General features: G+C 36.9%; 14 protein-coding genes. All 14 read left to right on the top strand.

What is annotated here, in order from left to right:
• Positions 1–54 precede the first annotated feature (54 nt).
• Positions 55–1,587: an ABC transporter ATP-binding protein gene (locus tag MHH59_RS18970; RefSeq protein WP_002128712.1), complete on the top strand. Its 1,533-nt coding sequence runs from the start codon at positions 55–57 to the stop codon at positions 1,585–1,587.
• Positions 1,580–2,638, top strand: coding sequence for an ABC transporter permease (locus tag MHH59_RS18965; RefSeq protein WP_002088061.1), 1,059 nt, complete (start codon positions 1,580–1,582; stop codon positions 2,636–2,638). The genes MHH59_RS18970 and MHH59_RS18965 overlap by 8 nt, the downstream gene beginning before the upstream one ends.
• Positions 2,639–3,598, top strand: coding sequence for an ABC transporter permease (locus tag MHH59_RS18960; protein ID WP_201056832.1), 960 nt, complete (start codon positions 2,639–2,641; stop codon positions 3,596–3,598). It abuts the gene before it with no gap.
• A gap of 210 nt (positions 3,599–3,808) precedes the next feature.
• Positions 3,809–5,083 carry an EF-P 5-aminopentanol modification-associated protein YfmF gene (yfmF, locus tag MHH59_RS18955; protein ID WP_002033691.1) on the top strand — a complete coding sequence of 425 codons (1,275 nt, stop codon included), beginning with the start codon at positions 3,809–3,811 and terminating at the stop codon, positions 5,081–5,083.
• Entirely contained in the window at positions 5,084–6,370 is a 1,287-nt protein-coding gene (yfmH, locus tag MHH59_RS18950) for an EF-P 5-aminopentanol modification-associated protein YfmH (protein ID WP_002014592.1), read from the top strand.
• 117 nt (positions 6,371–6,487) lie between these two features.
• Positions 6,488–7,201 (top strand): elongation factor P 5-aminopentanone reductase, encoded by a 714-nt coding sequence (gene ymfI, locus MHH59_RS18945; RefSeq protein WP_002014593.1) that lies wholly within the window; start codon positions 6,488–6,490, stop codon positions 7,199–7,201.
• Between the two features lie 76 nt (positions 7,202–7,277).
• A complete protein-coding gene (locus tag MHH59_RS18940; RefSeq protein ID WP_000114449.1) occupies positions 7,278–7,526 on the top strand; it encodes a DUF3243 domain-containing protein in 249 nt (82 codons plus the stop codon).
• A gap of 139 nt (positions 7,527–7,665) precedes the next feature.
• Complete coding sequence (locus tag MHH59_RS18935) at positions 7,666–8,451, top strand: DUF3388 domain-containing protein (protein WP_000574107.1); 786 nt, start codon at positions 7,666–7,668, stop codon at positions 8,449–8,451.
• Between the two features lie 21 nt (positions 8,452–8,472).
• Entirely contained in the window at positions 8,473–9,384 is a 912-nt protein-coding gene (locus MHH59_RS18930; protein WP_002128706.1) for a helix-turn-helix domain-containing protein, read from the top strand.
• A 63-nt stretch (positions 9,385–9,447) separates the two neighbouring features.
• The gene (gene pgsA, locus MHH59_RS18925) at positions 9,448–10,026 is read left to right on the top strand and encodes a CDP-diacylglycerol--glycerol-3-phosphate 3-phosphatidyltransferase (RefSeq protein ID WP_002014596.1); all 579 of its coding nucleotides are present in this window, start codon (positions 9,448–9,450) and stop codon (positions 10,024–10,026) included.
• Between the two features lie 20 nt (positions 10,027–10,046).
• Positions 10,047–11,285, top strand: coding sequence for a competence/damage-inducible protein A (locus tag MHH59_RS18920; protein WP_078178533.1), 1,239 nt, complete (start codon positions 10,047–10,049; stop codon positions 11,283–11,285).
• A gap of 142 nt (positions 11,286–11,427) precedes the next feature.
• A complete protein-coding gene (gene recA / locus MHH59_RS18915; RefSeq protein WP_002014599.1) occupies positions 11,428–12,459 on the top strand; it encodes a recombinase RecA in 1,032 nt (343 codons plus the stop codon).
• A 483-nt stretch (positions 12,460–12,942) separates the two neighbouring features.
• A complete protein-coding gene (gene rny / locus MHH59_RS18910) occupies positions 12,943–14,508 on the top strand; it encodes a ribonuclease Y (protein ID WP_002014600.1) in 1,566 nt (521 codons plus the stop codon).
• 179 nt (positions 14,509–14,687) lie between these two features.
• Positions 14,688–15,482, top strand: a complete 795-nt coding sequence (locus MHH59_RS18905) for a TIGR00282 family metallophosphoesterase (RefSeq protein ID WP_002014601.1) — start codon at positions 14,688–14,690, stop codon at positions 15,480–15,482.
• The last annotated feature ends 71 nt before the right edge of the window (positions 15,483–15,553 follow it).

Genomic DNA, 15,553 nt, shown 5'->3' with positions numbered 1-15,553 from the left:
ATACTTTTAATAGAGTGTAATTGGGGAGTGTTCCCTGCTAGAAGGAGGAACAAAATGGAATACGTAATTGAGATGAACAATATTACAAAAGTATTCCCAGGTATTGTAGCGAATGACGATATTACGCTGCAAGTAAAACAGGGAGAGATACACGCTTTACTTGGAGAAAATGGTGCAGGGAAATCAACGTTGATGAATGTACTGTTCGGTTTGTATCAACCAGAACAGGGCGAAATTAAAATTAAAGGAACCCCTGTAAAAATTACAAATCCGAATATAGCAAATGACCTTGGAATTGGGATGGTCCATCAGCACTTTATGCTTGTTCATAATTTTACAGTTACAGAGAATATCATTCTTGGAAATGAGCCGAAGAGAAAAGGGAAAATAGCTGTTGAAGAGGCTGCAAAAGAAATTAAACAATTATCTGAACAGTACGGTTTAGCTGTTGATCCAAATGCAAAGATTGAAGATATTTCGGTTGGGATGCAGCAAAGGGTTGAAATATTAAAGACGCTTTATCGTGGTGCGGAGATTTTAATATTCGATGAACCGACTGCAGTGTTAACTCCTCAAGAAATTCATGAGTTGATTCAAATTATGAAAAAGCTTGTGCAAGAAGGAAAATCTATCATTCTTATTACACATAAATTAAAAGAAATTATGGAAGTTTGCGATCGTTGCACAATTATTCGTAAAGGTAAAGGAATTGGTACAGTTGACGTTGCGAAAATGGATGAACATAAACTTGCAGAATTAATGGTCGGACGTCAAGTGAATTTTAAAACAGAAAAAATAGGGGCCAAACCGAAAGAGGAGGTTCTGTCTGTTGCGAATCTTGTCGTTCATGATGCACGCCAATTACCTGCTGTAAAAGGCCTTGACTTAACTGTTCGTGCAGGAGAAATCGTTGGTATTGCAGGGATTGATGGAAATGGTCAAAGTGAATTAATAGAGGCGATTACTGGTTTACGAAAAGTTGAGTCAGGTTCTATTGCAATTAAAGGAAAAGAAATAACGAATTGGCCTGTTCGAAGAATTACAGAGGAAGGAATTGGTCATATTCCAGAAGACCGTCATAAACACGGGCTAGTTCTTGATTTTTCTGTTAAAGACAATATAGTTTTGCAAACATACTATAAAAATCCATTTTCAAAGAAGGGGATTTTAAACTTTAGCAAAATCACAGAGAAAGCAAAGGCGCTTATTGAACAGTTTGATGTACGTACGCCTAGCGAACAAACATTAGCGCGTGCTCTATCAGGTGGAAATCAGCAGAAAGCTATCATTGCACGTGAAGTAGATCGTAATCCAGATTTATTAATTGCAGCACAACCAACACGTGGTTTAGATGTAGGTGCGATTGAATTTATTCATAAAAAATTAATCGAGCAGAGAGATAATGGGAAAGCAGTATTACTTCTATCGCTAGAACTGGATGAAATTTTAAATGTAAGTGATCGAGTTGCTGTTATATATGAAGGTAAAATTGTAGCAATTGTCGATGCGAAAGAAACAAATGAACAACAGCTTGGTTTGTTGATGGCTGGCGGAACGGAGAAAGAGAAGGTGAATACAAATGGCTAAAAAATTTTTAACGGAGCGAACAATTAACATTTTAGTTCCTGTATTATCCGTTATTTTTGGTTTACTTGTTGGTGCCATTGTAATGTTAGTTAGTGGATATGATCCAATTGTTGGGTATGCAGCGCTTTGGGAAGGAATGGTTGGAAATCCGCAGGCTATCGGTGAGACGCTACGTACGATGATTCCGCTCGTGTTAGCTGGTCTGTCTGTTGCATTTGCGTTTCGTACAGGTCTCTTTAACATTGGGGTAGAAGGACAATTATTAGTTGGATGGCTTGCCGCTGTCTGGTTTGGATATGCAGTATCGTTACCAGCATTTTTGCATATTCCGTTATCTATTTTAGTAGCCGCGATTGCCGGTGGTTTATGGGGATTTATACCTGGATATTTAAAAGGAAAGCTTAAAGTAAATGAAGTAATTGTCACAATTATGATGAACTACATTGCACTTTATGTTACGTATGATCTTATTAAACGTTTTATACATGAAGGTAATGAGAAATCTTATGATGTACAAGCGAGTGCTTCATTAGCTTCTGATTGGCTATCTTCATTGACAGATGGATCTCGTTTGCACTGGGGAATTGTTGTAGCTATTTTAATTGCTATTGTAATGTGGTTCGTATTAGATAGAACTACGTTAGGATATGAGTTGAAATCGGTTGGTTTTAACCAAAATGCATCGCAATATGCAGGGATGAAAGTCTCTCGTAATGTTGTATTATCAATGACAATTGCTGGCGCTTTTGCTGGAATTGGTGGGGCAATGGAAGGTCTAGGAACATTCCAAAGTATGACGGCAATGACATCGTTTACTGGTATTGGATTCGATGGGATTGCGGTAGCTCTTCTTGGAGGAAATAATCCGTTTGGTATATTATTATCGGCTTTACTGTTCGGTGGTTTGAAAAGTGCAGCCCCGCAAATGAATTTTGAAGCAGATGTACCTTCTGAGTTAATTAATGTTATTATCGCATGTATTATTTTCTTTGTTGCTTGCAGTTATGTTTTACGCTGGGCACTTACACGCATGAGCAAGGAGGGGAAATAAATGAGCTTTATAGATATTTTAGCCATTCTTGTGACTGGTACTTTATATACGGCAGCGCCACTTATTTTTACGGCGTTAGGTGGAGTGTTCAGTGAACGTTCTGGGGTTGTAAATATAGCCTTAGAAGGTTTAATGTTATTTGGTGCATTTACTGGTATCGTTACAACGTTATTAATGGGTGATACGTGGGGAGCAATGACTCCTTGGATTGCACTATTATTTGCAGCTATTGGTAGTGGGTTATTTGCACTTCTTCACGCAGTAGCGTCCATTACATTCCGCGCGGATCAAGTAGTAAGCGGGGTAGCGATTAACTTTTTGGCTCTCGGTTTAACAGTATTTGCGATTAAGAAAATCTTTGGTAAAGGACAGACTGATTTTATTCAATACCGAATTGAAAAAATCGATGTTCCAGGACTTTCGGATATTCCGGTAATCGGGGAAATCTTTTTCTCAAATGTACCGTTAACGTCGTATATTGCCATTATTTTAGCATTTGTTGTTTGGTACATTATTTATAAAACACCGTTCGGTCTTCGTCTTCGTGCTGTTGGTGAACATCCAATGGCAGCAGATACGATGGGGATTAATGTATATAAAATGCGTTATATTGCAGTTTGTATATCTGGAATGTTTGCAGGAGTGGGTGGTGCGGTCTTCGCAATGTCGATTTCTGGTAACTTCTCAGGTGCTACAATTACTGGACAAGGTTTCTTAGCACTAGCAGCTATGATCTTTGGTAAATGGAATCCACTTGGTGCTCTTGGAGCAGCGCTGTTCTTCGGATTTGCTCAATCACTTGGGATAACAGGTGGTACAATTCCTATATTAAAAGAAATTCCAAGTGTATTCTTAACGATATTACCGTATGTATTTACAATATTAGCACTCGTTGGTTTTGTAGGCCGATCTGAAGCTCCGAAAGCATTAGGAACGCCTTATGAAAAAGGAAAACGATGAGTATTTAGAAAGTATAAAAAAAGCTCGCACATTAGTGCGGGCTTTTTTACATAGAATATATTTAATACGGAATTTTACTATGTTCCTTACATATTAAAGTTTTTAGAAAGACTCAAATGTAAGCATAATAAGGAAGAAAATTTGATTTTTTATTTCTAAAAACTGTATATTGAAGAGGAATATTCCTACATACGTAAAGGAGGGCTATTAATGAAACTAATGGAACAGCAACTGCATGAATTAGGTGGCTTGCGAGTACATATTATTCCGACTGATAAATTTAAAACAAATACCTTTGTATTTCGTTTTAAAGCACCTTTAAATGAGGAGACGGTGACAGAGCGTGCCCTATTGCCGTACGTATTGCAAAGTGCGACAGAAAAACTGCCTTCTGTAATTCGTCTTCGTCAATATTTAGAAGAATTATATGGATCTTCTTTAGCGGTAGATGTAAGTAAAAAAGGAGAAGACCATATCATCTCTATTTATGTAGACATTGCAAATGAAACATATTTACGCGATGCACCACCGTTATTTGAAAAAGCGCTTTCTATGTTATCTGATATTGTTTTACATCCAGCAACAGAAGGGGACGGTTTTCTATCTTCTATTGTAGAAAGTGAGAAACGAGCACTCTTGCAACGAATTGAAGCTACTTATGATGATAAAATGCGTTATGCAAACGAGCGTTTAATTGCAGAAATGTGCAAAGTAGAACCATATCGCTTAAGTGCAAATGGAAAAAAAGAAAGTGTTGCTTCTATTACAAATGAAAGTTTGTATCAATATTATCAAAAAGTGTTAGCTGAAGATGAAATGGATTTATATATCATTGGTGATATTTCAGAAGATGCTGTGGAGCTTGTAAATAAGTATTTTTCGATTTCACCTCGCGCTATGAAAGAGAGAAATGTACTTCTTCATAAACGAAATAATGAAGAAAAAGAAATTGTTGAAAAACAAGAACTAAAGCAAAGTAAATTAAATATCGGCTATCGCACATTCATTACGTATAAAGATGAAGATTATTTTGCATTACAATTGTTTAACGGATTATTTGGAGGGTTTTCTCATTCGAAGTTATTCGTAAATGTCCGTGAAAAAAATAGTTTAGCGTACTATGCAGCATCGAGATTTGAAAGTCATAAAGGTTTGCTCTTCGTTATGTCTGGAATTGAAGCGAAGAACTTTGAAAAAGCTGTTGAAATTATTAAAGAACAGATGAAAGCAATGCAAAGCGGTGATTTTTCAGAGGAAGAGATTCAGCAAACGAAAAGTGTAATTCAAAATCAAATCTTAGAGGCAATTGATACACCACGTGGTTTTGTTGAAATGCTTTATCACGGGGTGATTTCAGAGCGTACGCGTCCAGTTGAAGAATGGCTAACGGGCATAGAAAGCGTGACGAAAGAAGAGATTGTGAAAGTTGCTAATAATATTGAACTAGATACAATTTACTTTTTACATGGAACGGAGGGAGAATAAATGGAGAAAATTGTGTATGAGCAATTAAAAGAGACGCTATATTATGAAAAACTTCCGAACGGATTAGACGTATATATCTTACCGAAACAAGGCTTCAACAAAACATTTGCAACATTTACGACGAAGTACGGTTCTGTTGATAATACATTTGTACCGCTTGGAAAAGAAGACATGACTCGTGTACCAGATGGAATTGCTCATTTCCTTGAGCATAAATTGTTTGAAAAAGAGGACCATGATGCGTTTCAATTGTTTAGTAAACAAGGTGCTTCAGCGAACGCTTTTACATCTTTTACAAGAACCGCTTATCTCTTTTCCTGTACATCAAATGTAGAAAGAAATTTAAATACGTTGTTAGACTTTGTACAAGAACCGTATTTCTCTGAAAAAACGGTTGAAAAAGAAAAAGGTATTATCGGTCAAGAAATTCAAATGTACCAAGATAACCCAGACTGGCGTTTATACTTTGGGTTAATCGATAGTTTGTTTGTGAAACATCCAATTAAAATTGATATTGCAGGGACAATTGAGTCCATTAGTAAAATTACAAAAGACCTACTGTATGAATGTTATGAGACTTTTTACCATCCGAGCAACATGTTATTATTTGTTGTTGGAGCGATTGATCCTGAAAAAACAATGGATTTAGTTCGTGAAAATCAAGCGAAAAAAGATTACGAAAATCAACCAGAAATCGTTCGCTCTTTTGAAGAGGAACCAGAAGAAGTAAATGAAAAGAAAAAGATTATTTCAATGCCTGTTCAAACTCCAAAATGTTTAGTTGGTATTAAGGCAACGAATTTAAAAGAAAAAGGGCAAGCTCTGTTAAAACAAGAAATTGCACTTACATTACTTTTAGATTATTTATTTGGAAAAGGGTCAGTTCATTACGAATCTTTATATAATGAAGGTCTTATTGATGATTCGTTCTCGTATGACTATACAGAAGAAAATAACTTCGGTTTTGCAATGGTTGGTGGAGATACGAAGCACCCTGATGAATTGGCAGAGCGATTAAAAGGTATTTTACTACAAACGAATTATGATCAGTTAGATGAGACTGCGCTGGAACGGGTGAAGAAAAAGAAAATTGGCGGATTTTTACGATCGTTGAATTCACCTGAATATATTGCAAATCAGTTTACACGATATGCGTTTAATGAATCTAGTTTATTTGATGCTCTTACAGTGTTAGAAGGATTAACTGTTCAAGACCTACAACAAGCAGCAAAAACATTATTAATTGAAGAGAAAATGAGTGTCTGCCAAGTGTTACCAAAAAAATGAAGTAATATGTGAATAAAAAACGCAGTATCTATATCCCTCATCTAACGTTTGGTTATTGCCAAATGGTAAGATGAGGGTATTATTTATTTATACATAAAAAGATAAGAGAGGGAATTTATGAAAAAGTATGCATTAGTAACTGGAGGAAGCGGAGGGATTGGCTCTGCTATTTCGAAGCAGTTAATCGAGGATGGTTATACAGTCTATATTCATTACAATAAAAGCGAAGAGAAGATAAGGGGGTTACAAAAGGAGTTTGATGCAGTGATTCCTGTGCAAGCAAATTTAGCTTCTATCGATGGAGCAGAGAAATTGTGGGGACAAATCGAACATCCTATTGATGTTATTGTATACGCAGCTGGAAAGAGTATATTTGGATTAGTAACAGATGTTACGAATGAAGAATTAGATTATATGGTGGAGCTTCAAGTGAAGAGTGTATATAGACTTTTATCGATGGCGCTTCCACCGATGATCGGGCGGAGAAGTGGTAATGTTGTTGTTATTTCATCCATTTGGGGGCAAATAGGAGCGTCTTGTGAGGTGCTGTACTCAATGGTGAAAGGTGCACAAAATTCATATGTGAAGGCTTTAGCGAAAGAAGTTTCTCTAAGTGGATTGCGCGTTAATGCGGTAGCGCCAGGTGCGATCGAAACAGAAATGTTAAATGTATTTTCAGAAGATGATAAAAATGAAATTGCTGAAGATATTCCATTAGGTAGAATAGGACTACCCGAAGAAGTAGCAAAAACAGTATCATTCCTCGTTTCGCCAGGAGCTTCTTATATTACGGGGCAAATTATCGGAGTGAATGGCGGTTGGCATTGCTAAAAAATTCTTACATAAAAAACAAGAAATTGTACAAATTAAGCATGATTCTATTACTAAAATAGTGAGGTGCTTAAACATGTCAGTGTTAGATAATTTTGATCAGTGGAAGAGCTTTTTAGGAGAACGTTTAGAACAAGCGGGGGGAAAAGGGCTTGATGGTGGTGCCGTATCAGATATGGCATTTCGTGTTGGTGATTATTTAGCAAATGAAGTAGAAGCGCGCAACGATCAAGAAAAATTATTGTCTGAGCTTTGGAAAGTTGCTGATGAACAAGAGCAACATACAATTGCAAATTTAATGGTGAAGTTTGTACAACATAAGTAAAAGTAGAGAGGAGCTTCTCCTCTCTACTTTTTTTGTATAGTAATTAGGAGGAATAGATTATACATTTAGCTTCCCTATTAAGGTGAAATCATATAATATAGTACGTAGGTGTAAAGTAAGCGTAGGGGAGTGATCTTGGATGATTGAATGGTATTTTGAATATGAAATACATAAAAACCGACCTGGCTTACTTGGTGACGTTTCTTCGTTAATCGGTATGCTTGGCATCAATATTGTCACAATTAATGGTGTAGATAATGCACGACGTGGACTTTTGCTTATGTGTGATAATCAAGAACAAATCTCTAGACTTGAATCAATTTTAAATACGATGGATAATATAACGGTAACGAAATATCGTCCGCCAAAGCTTAGAGATAAGCTAGCAGTTAGACATGGTAGGTACATACAACGAGATGCAGATGATAAGAAAACATTTCGATTTGTGCGTGATGAATTAGGATTGCTTGTAGACTTTATGGCGGAGATAATGAAAAAAGAAGGTCATAAATTAATTGGGATACGAGGAATGCCTCGTGTCGGAAAAACAGAATCTATTGTTGCCGCAAGTGTTTGTGCAAATAAGAGATGGTTATTCGTATCATCTACTCTCATTAAGCAAACTGTTCGTAGCCAATTGATTGAAGATGAGTATAGCGACGATAATATTTTCATACTAGATGGAATTGTGTCGACAAAGCGTGCAAATGAAAGACACTGGCAGCTCGTTCGTGAAATCATGAGATTGCCTGCAACGAAAGTTGTGGAACATCCGGATGTGTTTGTGAGTCAGTCAGAATACACATTGGATGATTTTGATTATATTATCGAATTGCGTAACGATTATGATGAAGAAATTCAATATAATTTAGTAGATGAAATTGAGCAAGGTACGCAAAACAATTTCTCTATGTTCGACTTTTAAAGAAATATTGAGGTGTTAGTAGTGACGGAATTAGGACAAAAGCTGACAGAAGCAAGAGAAGCGAAAGGCTTATCTATTGATCAGCTGCATGAGATTACAAAAATTCAAAAACGCCATTTAGTAGCGATTGAAGAAGGCAATTATGATGTGTTGCCAGGAGCTTTTTATGCGCGTGCATTCATTAAACAATATGCAGATGCTGTTGGATTAAATGGAGAGGAACTGCTTGTGGAATATCAGAGTACGATACCACAGTCTGAAAAACGTGAAGTTCCACAAGTATCAACTGGACAAAAAACACAAGAAACAATGCAAAAATCTTCATCATGGCCAATTGCGGATCATATGCCCAAAATTTTGATTGCGTTGTTAGTAATCGCATTTGGAGTGGTAGTCTGGTTTGTTATTCAAGCGTTAACTGGAAAAGATGATAGGCAAGTTCCAAATGCTCAAAGTGAGAAAATTGAGGTTCAAAAAGCAAAAAATTCTCCGTTAGATACGAAGAAAGATGAAGCGAAAGCGGAAGAACCAAAAAAAGAAGAACCAAAGAAAGAAGAACCAAAGAAAGAAGAGCAACCAGCGCAACCAACTGGACAACAAGAAGTGAAGGTAGTTGGAACAAGTGGTAAGGTATCTACTTTGGAAATTCATAATAATAAAACATTAGAACTGGAAATTTCAGCGAAGGGTGCAAGCTATGTAGATGTTAAAGATGATGCGGGTAACGAAATTCTAAACACTACAGTACAAAGTGGTCAAACAGAAAAACGTGATTTATCAACAGTAAAAGAAGTGCGGCTTAATATTGGAAGTGCACCGAATGTTGAAATTAAACTGAATGGCCAAGTGGTTACTTTCCCATTAGATCCAGCAAAAGAATATCACCAAAGATTGGTGATAAAAAACCAAGGGATAGGGCAAGCTGCGCAATAACAGTCATCGCTTCGATGACTTTTTTCAATGAACAAATGTTTTTGACATGATGGAGGAATAGCTGTGAATTTACCAAATAAAATTACAATATCTAGAATCTTCTTAATTCCAATTTTTATGGTAATTATGTTAGCGCCCTTTGAGTGGGGCTCATTTATAATTGGTGATGTAGAGTTACCAATTCAACATTTAGTAGGGGCACTTATCTTTATTATTGCTTCGGCTACAGATTGGATTGATGGACATTATGCAAGAAAGTATAATCTTGTAACGAATTTAGGGAAATTCCTTGACCCGTTAGCAGATAAATTACTTGTTTCGGCAGCACTTATCACATTGGTAGAAATGCAATATGTACCTGCTTGGATCGTTATTGTAATTATAAGCCGTGAGTTTGCAGTAACAGGTTTACGCCTTGTACTTGCTGGGACAGGAGAAGTAGTTGCAGCAAATCAGCTAGGGAAAATTAAGACATGGACACAAATTATTGCGATTGCAGCATACTTATTACATGATGTACCGTTAAATCTACTTCATATTCCAGTTGCAGATATTTTCATATGGATTGCATTATTCTTTACCGTTATTTCAGGATGGGATTATTTCTGGAAAAATAAAGATGCTTTTGTAAACTCAAAATAGAAGTTTATGGGGGAATTGGGATGAATGCTGAAATTATTGCGGTTGGAACGGAATTATTACTTGGACAAATTGCAAATACAAATGCCCAGTTTTTATCTGAAAAGTTAGCTTCAATCGGAATTAACGTGTACTACCATACTGTTGTTGGGGATAATAACAAGCGATTACAGAAGGCAATTGAATTGGCTGAAGAACGAGCTGATATGCTCATTTTTACAGGTGGATTAGGACCGACAAAAGATGATTTAACGAAAGAAACAATAGCGTCTAGTTTAGATGAAGAGCTTGTGTATGATGAAAAGGCATTAACATCGATAAGCGATTATTTTAAGCGTACAGGCCGTGAATTTACGGAGAATAATAAAAAGCAGGCGCTCGTTTTAAATGGATCGACTGTATTTGCGAATGATCACGGTATGGCGCCTGGTATGGGATTAAATACGAACGGAAAAGTTTATATTTTATTACCAGGACCACCAAAAGAAATGAAGCCGATGTATATAAGTTACGTAGAGCCTTTTTTATGTAAGTTTACAACGGGGGAAAATATTTATTCTCGTGTTCTTCGTTTTTTTGGTATTGGGGAATCTCAATTAGAGGTGAAAGTTCAAGATTTAATTGATGGACAAACGAACCCAACCATTGCACCACTTGCAAATGATGGCGAAGTGACATTACGTTTAACTGCCAAACATCATGATGCTGATGAGGCGGAGAAACTGATTCAGCATGTGGAAGATTTGATTTTAGAAAGAGTAGGAGAATTTTTCTACGGATATGACCAAGATTTCCTTCATTACAAGGCAATAAGGCTATTGAAGGAAAAAGGGTTAACTTTAGCGTGTGCAGAAAGTTTAACAGGTGGTCTTTTTGGAAATCAAGTAACAGAAAATGCTGGTGTTTCATCTGTATTTAAAGGCGGTGTCATTTGTTATCAAAATGATGTGAAGCAACAAATTTTACATGTACCTGAAGAAGTGTTACGTACTGATGGCGCGGTTAGTAAACAGTGTGCTCGCTATCTTGCTGAAAATGTAAAGGAACTGTTAAATGCAGATATCGGAATTAGTTTCACTGGGGTGGCAGGACCGGATGCTTCAGAGCATAAAGAACCAGGAACAGTATTTATTGGATTGGTGATTAAAGATGAACCAGCTGTAGTCTTCTCGCTTAATTTAAGTGGAAGTCGTCAACAAATTAGAGAACGCTCTACAAAATATGGATTTTATCATTTATTTAAAAAGCTAGAAGAGATATAAATTTCTTCTAGTTTTTTTTGTTGGAAAACCTAGTTTTATTCGATATAAAATAAAAAAACGAATAAATGTTCGATTTTTGTTGGCAAATTGAATTGAAAATAGGTATAATAAGATTAGCAATTTAGTTAAGGAGGAATTTTGAATGAGCGATCGTCAAGCGGCATTAGATATGGCGTTAAAACAAATAGAGAAGCAATTCGGTAAAGGTTCAATTATGAAATTAGGAGAACAAGCGGAGCGTAGAATTTCTACAATTTCAAGTGGTTCTTTAGCACTTGATGTGGCACTAGGGGTAGGCGGATACCCACGTGGCCGTGTTATTGAAATTTATGGACCTGAAAGTTCAGGTAAAACAACAGTTTCATTACACGCAATCGCGGAAGTACAGCGTCAAGGTGGACAAGCAGCGTTCATTGATGCGGAGCATGCAATGGATCCTGTATATGCACAAAAATTAGGTGTTAACATAGATGAATTACTATTATCACAGCCTGATACAGGGGAGCAAGGACTAGAAATCGCAGAAGCACTTGTACGAAGTGGAGCGGTTGATATTATCGTAATTGACTCTGTGGCAGCTCTTGTACCGAAAGCTGAGATCGAAGGGGACATGGGTGACTCTCACGTTGGTTTACAAGCACGTTTAATGTCACAAGCACTTCGTAAACTTTCAGGTGCAATCAACAAATCAAAAACAATCGCAATCTTTATCAACCAAATTCGTGAAAAAGTTGGGGTTATGTTCGGGAACCCAGAAACAACTCCAGGTGGTCGTGCGTTGAAATTCTATTCAACTGTCCGTCTTGAAGTACGTCGTGCTGAGCAGTTAAAGCAAGGTAACGATATTGTTGGTAATAAAACGAAAGTAAAAGTAGTTAAAAATAAAGTAGCACCGCCATTCCGTGTTGCTGAAGTTGATATTATGTACGGAGAAGGTATTTCAAGAGAAGGTGAAATCTTAGATATGGCTTCTGAACTTGATATCGTTCAAAAGAGCGGTGCTTGGTACTCTTATAATGAAGAACGCTTAGGACAAGGTCGTGAAAATTCGAAGCAATTCTTAAAAGAGAATACGGATTTAAGAGAAGAAATTGCCTTCTTTGTTCGTGAACATCACGGAATTGGTGAAAACTCTGGTGTTGAAGACACGGAAGATTCAACTCGTCAAGATTAAAAAATAAAAGACACGGTCCCGTGTCTTTTATTTTTTAATCCACTATGAAAGCGTTGTATATAGCTGGAGATAAAATATTTATTCTATCCAAAAGGCTATGTGTAAAGGGGAATATTCATATATTTTAAGTGAATGAATTGGGATTTTCTAAGGTTTTCCAGGATAATATGCCGTCTGTTTTTTTAATCCATATAAGATTCAGGGCTGAAGGTAAAGAAAGTAAAAGTAGACAACGCTTGACAATGAAAATTGCGATAGATACAATGAGAATGTATATTTTTTCTTATATACGATATACTCTTCTCAAGAAGAGAAGTAATATTCGGAGTAAGACTTAAATCTTGCCGAAATAATAATATGACATTTTAATTGTGAAATGAAGAAAGTCCCTTAAAAAAGCGGGACGACGGTCTTTGCTGTACGTTGTAATTCAATGTACATGCCGACAGTCTTTTTTCATTCATAGCAAGGGGAGGTGAAATCATGAGTAGTAGTACAGTTTGGATACTCATCTCCATTTTGCTTGCAACAGTCGGTGCAGTTGTTGGCTTTTTTGTTCGAAAGTCTATTGCTGAAGCGAAGATTAATGGTGCAGCTAATGAAGCAAAACGTATTCTAGACGAAGCGAATCGTGATGCTGAAGCACTTAAGAAAGAAGCGCTTTTAGAAGCAAAGGATGAAATTCATACACTTCGTACAGAAGCTGAATTAGAAATTCGTGACCGTAGAAGCGAATTACAAAAACAAGAAAATCGTTTAATGCAAAAAGAAGAGAACCTTGATCGTAAAGACGAAACGCTCGATAACCGCGAGCGACAGTTAGAAAAGAAAGAGGAATCTCTTGTAGCGAAACAACAACAGATTGAAGAGTTGGAAAGCAAAGTGGGAGAGTTAGTTCAAAAGCAACAAACAGAATTAGAGCGCATTTCCAATCTGACCCGCGAACAAGCGAAAGCAATTATTCTTGGTAAAGTGGAAAGTGAAGTTTCTCATGAAATTGCCGTTATGGTAAAAGAAAGTGAAGTTCGCGCGAAAGAAGAAGCGGATAAGAAGGCAAAAGAGATTTTATCTCTTGCAATGCAAAGATGTGCAGCTGATCATGTTGCTGAAACAACCGTTTCGGTTGTAAATCTTCCAAATGACGAAATGAAGGGACGTATTATCGGACGTGAAGGTCGTAACATTCGTACGTTAGAAACGTTAACAGGTATTGACCTTATTATCGATGATACACCAGAAGCTGTAATTCTATCAGGATTTGACCCGATTCGTCGTGAAACAGCTCGTATCGCTCTTGATAAACTAGTACAGGACGGACGTATTCACCCAGCGCGTATTGAAGAGATGGTCGAAAAATCAAGACGTGAAGTGGACGAGTATATTCGTGAAGTCGGAGAGCAAACAACGTTTGAAGTGGGTGTTCATGGCTTACATCCAGATTTAATTAAAATTTTAGGTCGTTTAAAATACCGTACAAGTTACGGACAAAACGTCTTAAAACACTCTATGGAAGTTGCATACTTAACTGGACTTATGGCAGCGGAGCTTGGTGAGGATGAAAAACTAGCAAGACGTGCTGGTCTATTACATGATATCGGAAAAGCAATCGATCATGAAGTAGAAGGTAGCCACGTTGAAATTGGTGTTGAACTCGCAACGAAATATAAAGAGCATCCTGTTGTAATAAACAGTATCGCATCTCACCATGGTGACACAGAACCAACTTCTATCATTGCAGTTCTAGTTGCTGCAGCAGATGCATTATCAGCTGCAAGACCGGGAGCTCGTAGTGAAACGCTTGAGAATTACATTCGTCGTCTTGAAAAGTTAGAAGAAATTTCAGAGTCTTATGAAGGCGTAGAAAAATCTTTCGCAATTCAAGCAGGACGTGAAGTTCGTATTCTGGTAAAACCAGATACAATTGATGATTTAGAAGCTCATCGTTTAGCTCGTGATATTCGAAAACGTATTGAAAATGAACTGGATTATCCAGGACATATTAAAGTAACTGTTATTCGTGAAACACGTGCAGTGGAATACGCAAAATAAAGTGGTGAAACACCACTTTATTTTTTTGTGTTGGAATTGGGTAAAATAAAGAAAATTATTTATGAGCAGTATGCAAGTGAAAGAAACTTATAATAGATAAATTGTAACTGTTGTAAGGAAATAGCTTTAAGGTTATAGTATGGTAATAAAAAATGTAGTACATAGAAAGGGTAAGACATATGAGAATATTATTTGTTGGGGATGTAGTAGGATCTCCTGGTAGAGACATGATTCAACAGTACGTACCGGCATTAAAGAAGAAATATACACCGACAGTAACAATTATTAATGGAGAAAATGCTGCGGGTGGACGTGGAATTACTGAAAAAATATATCGAAACTTTTTAGAGTGCGGGGCACAAGCGGTTACGCTTGGAAACCACGCTTGGGATAACCGTGAAGTATTTGAATTTATCGATGATGCAAAATATCTTGCAAGACCAGCTAACTTCCCAGAAGGAACGCCGGGAAAAGGGCTTATCTTTGTAAATTGTAATGGAACAGAAGTTGCAGTTATTAACTTACAAGGACGTACTTTCCTTCCTCCAATTGATTGTCCATTTCGTAAAGTGGATGAGTTAATCAGTATTGCAAAAAAACGTACAAACATTATCTTTGTTGATTTTCATGCTGAAACAACAAGTGAGAAGCAGGCGTTAGGTTGGTATGTAGACGGTCGTGCTACAGCGGTAGTAGGTACACATACACACGTTCCTACAGCTGATAATCGTATTTTACCAAGCGGAACAGCTTATATTACAGATGTTGGTATGACAGGCCCATATGATGGGATTTTAGGTATGGATCGCGAAGCGGTATTGAAGAAGTTTTTAACGAACTTACCAGTGCGTTTTGAAGTGACGAATGGTAGAACACAATTAAGTGCAGTGTTAATTGATGTGGATCCTAATACAGGGAAAGCAAAGAAAATTGAGCGCATTTTAATTAATGATGACCAGCCATTTTTTGACTGATTTTTAACAAAAAGTTAGAGAATTCGTTATATTTTAATTTTTTAGAAAAATTACAGAAATTTAGCAGGAAT

The organism is Bacillus sp. FSL E2-0195 (genome assembly GCF_038003645.1).
GTDB lineage: Bacteria > Bacillota > Bacilli > Bacillales > Bacillaceae_G > Bacillus_A > Bacillus_A mycoides.
The sequence above is the reverse complement of the archived record's forward strand: the minus strand, read 5'-3'. Positions and strand labels throughout refer to the sequence as shown.

Excerpts from the sequence above, each read along its gene's own strand:
- MHH59_RS18970 (WP_002128712.1), top strand. The coding sequence starts at position 55 with ATGGAATACGTAATTGAGATGAACAATATTACAAAAGTATTCCCAGGT.
- MHH59_RS18965 (WP_002088061.1), top strand. The coding sequence starts at position 1,580 with ATGGCTAAAAAATTTTTAACGGAGCGAACAATTAACATTTTAGTTCCT.
- MHH59_RS18960 (WP_201056832.1), top strand. The coding sequence starts at position 2,639 with ATGAGCTTTATAGATATTTTAGCCATTCTTGTGACTGGTACTTTATAT.
- yfmF (WP_002033691.1), top strand. The coding sequence starts at position 3,809 with ATGAAACTAATGGAACAGCAACTGCATGAATTAGGTGGCTTGCGAGTA.
- yfmH (WP_002014592.1), top strand. The coding sequence starts at position 5,084 with ATGGAGAAAATTGTGTATGAGCAATTAAAAGAGACGCTATATTATGAA.
- ymfI (WP_002014593.1), top strand. The coding sequence starts at position 6,488 with ATGAAAAAGTATGCATTAGTAACTGGAGGAAGCGGAGGGATTGGCTCT.
- MHH59_RS18940 (WP_000114449.1), top strand. The coding sequence starts at position 7,278 with ATGTCAGTGTTAGATAATTTTGATCAGTGGAAGAGCTTTTTAGGAGAA.
- MHH59_RS18935 (WP_000574107.1), top strand. The coding sequence starts at position 7,666 with ATGATTGAATGGTATTTTGAATATGAAATACATAAAAACCGACCTGGC.
- MHH59_RS18920 (WP_078178533.1), top strand. The coding sequence starts at position 10,047 with ATGAATGCTGAAATTATTGCGGTTGGAACGGAATTATTACTTGGACAA.
- recA (WP_002014599.1), top strand. The coding sequence starts at position 11,428 with ATGAGCGATCGTCAAGCGGCATTAGATATGGCGTTAAAACAAATAGAG.
- rny (WP_002014600.1), top strand. The coding sequence starts at position 12,943 with ATGAGTAGTAGTACAGTTTGGATACTCATCTCCATTTTGCTTGCAACA.
- MHH59_RS18905 (WP_002014601.1), top strand. The coding sequence starts at position 14,688 with ATGAGAATATTATTTGTTGGGGATGTAGTAGGATCTCCTGGTAGAGAC.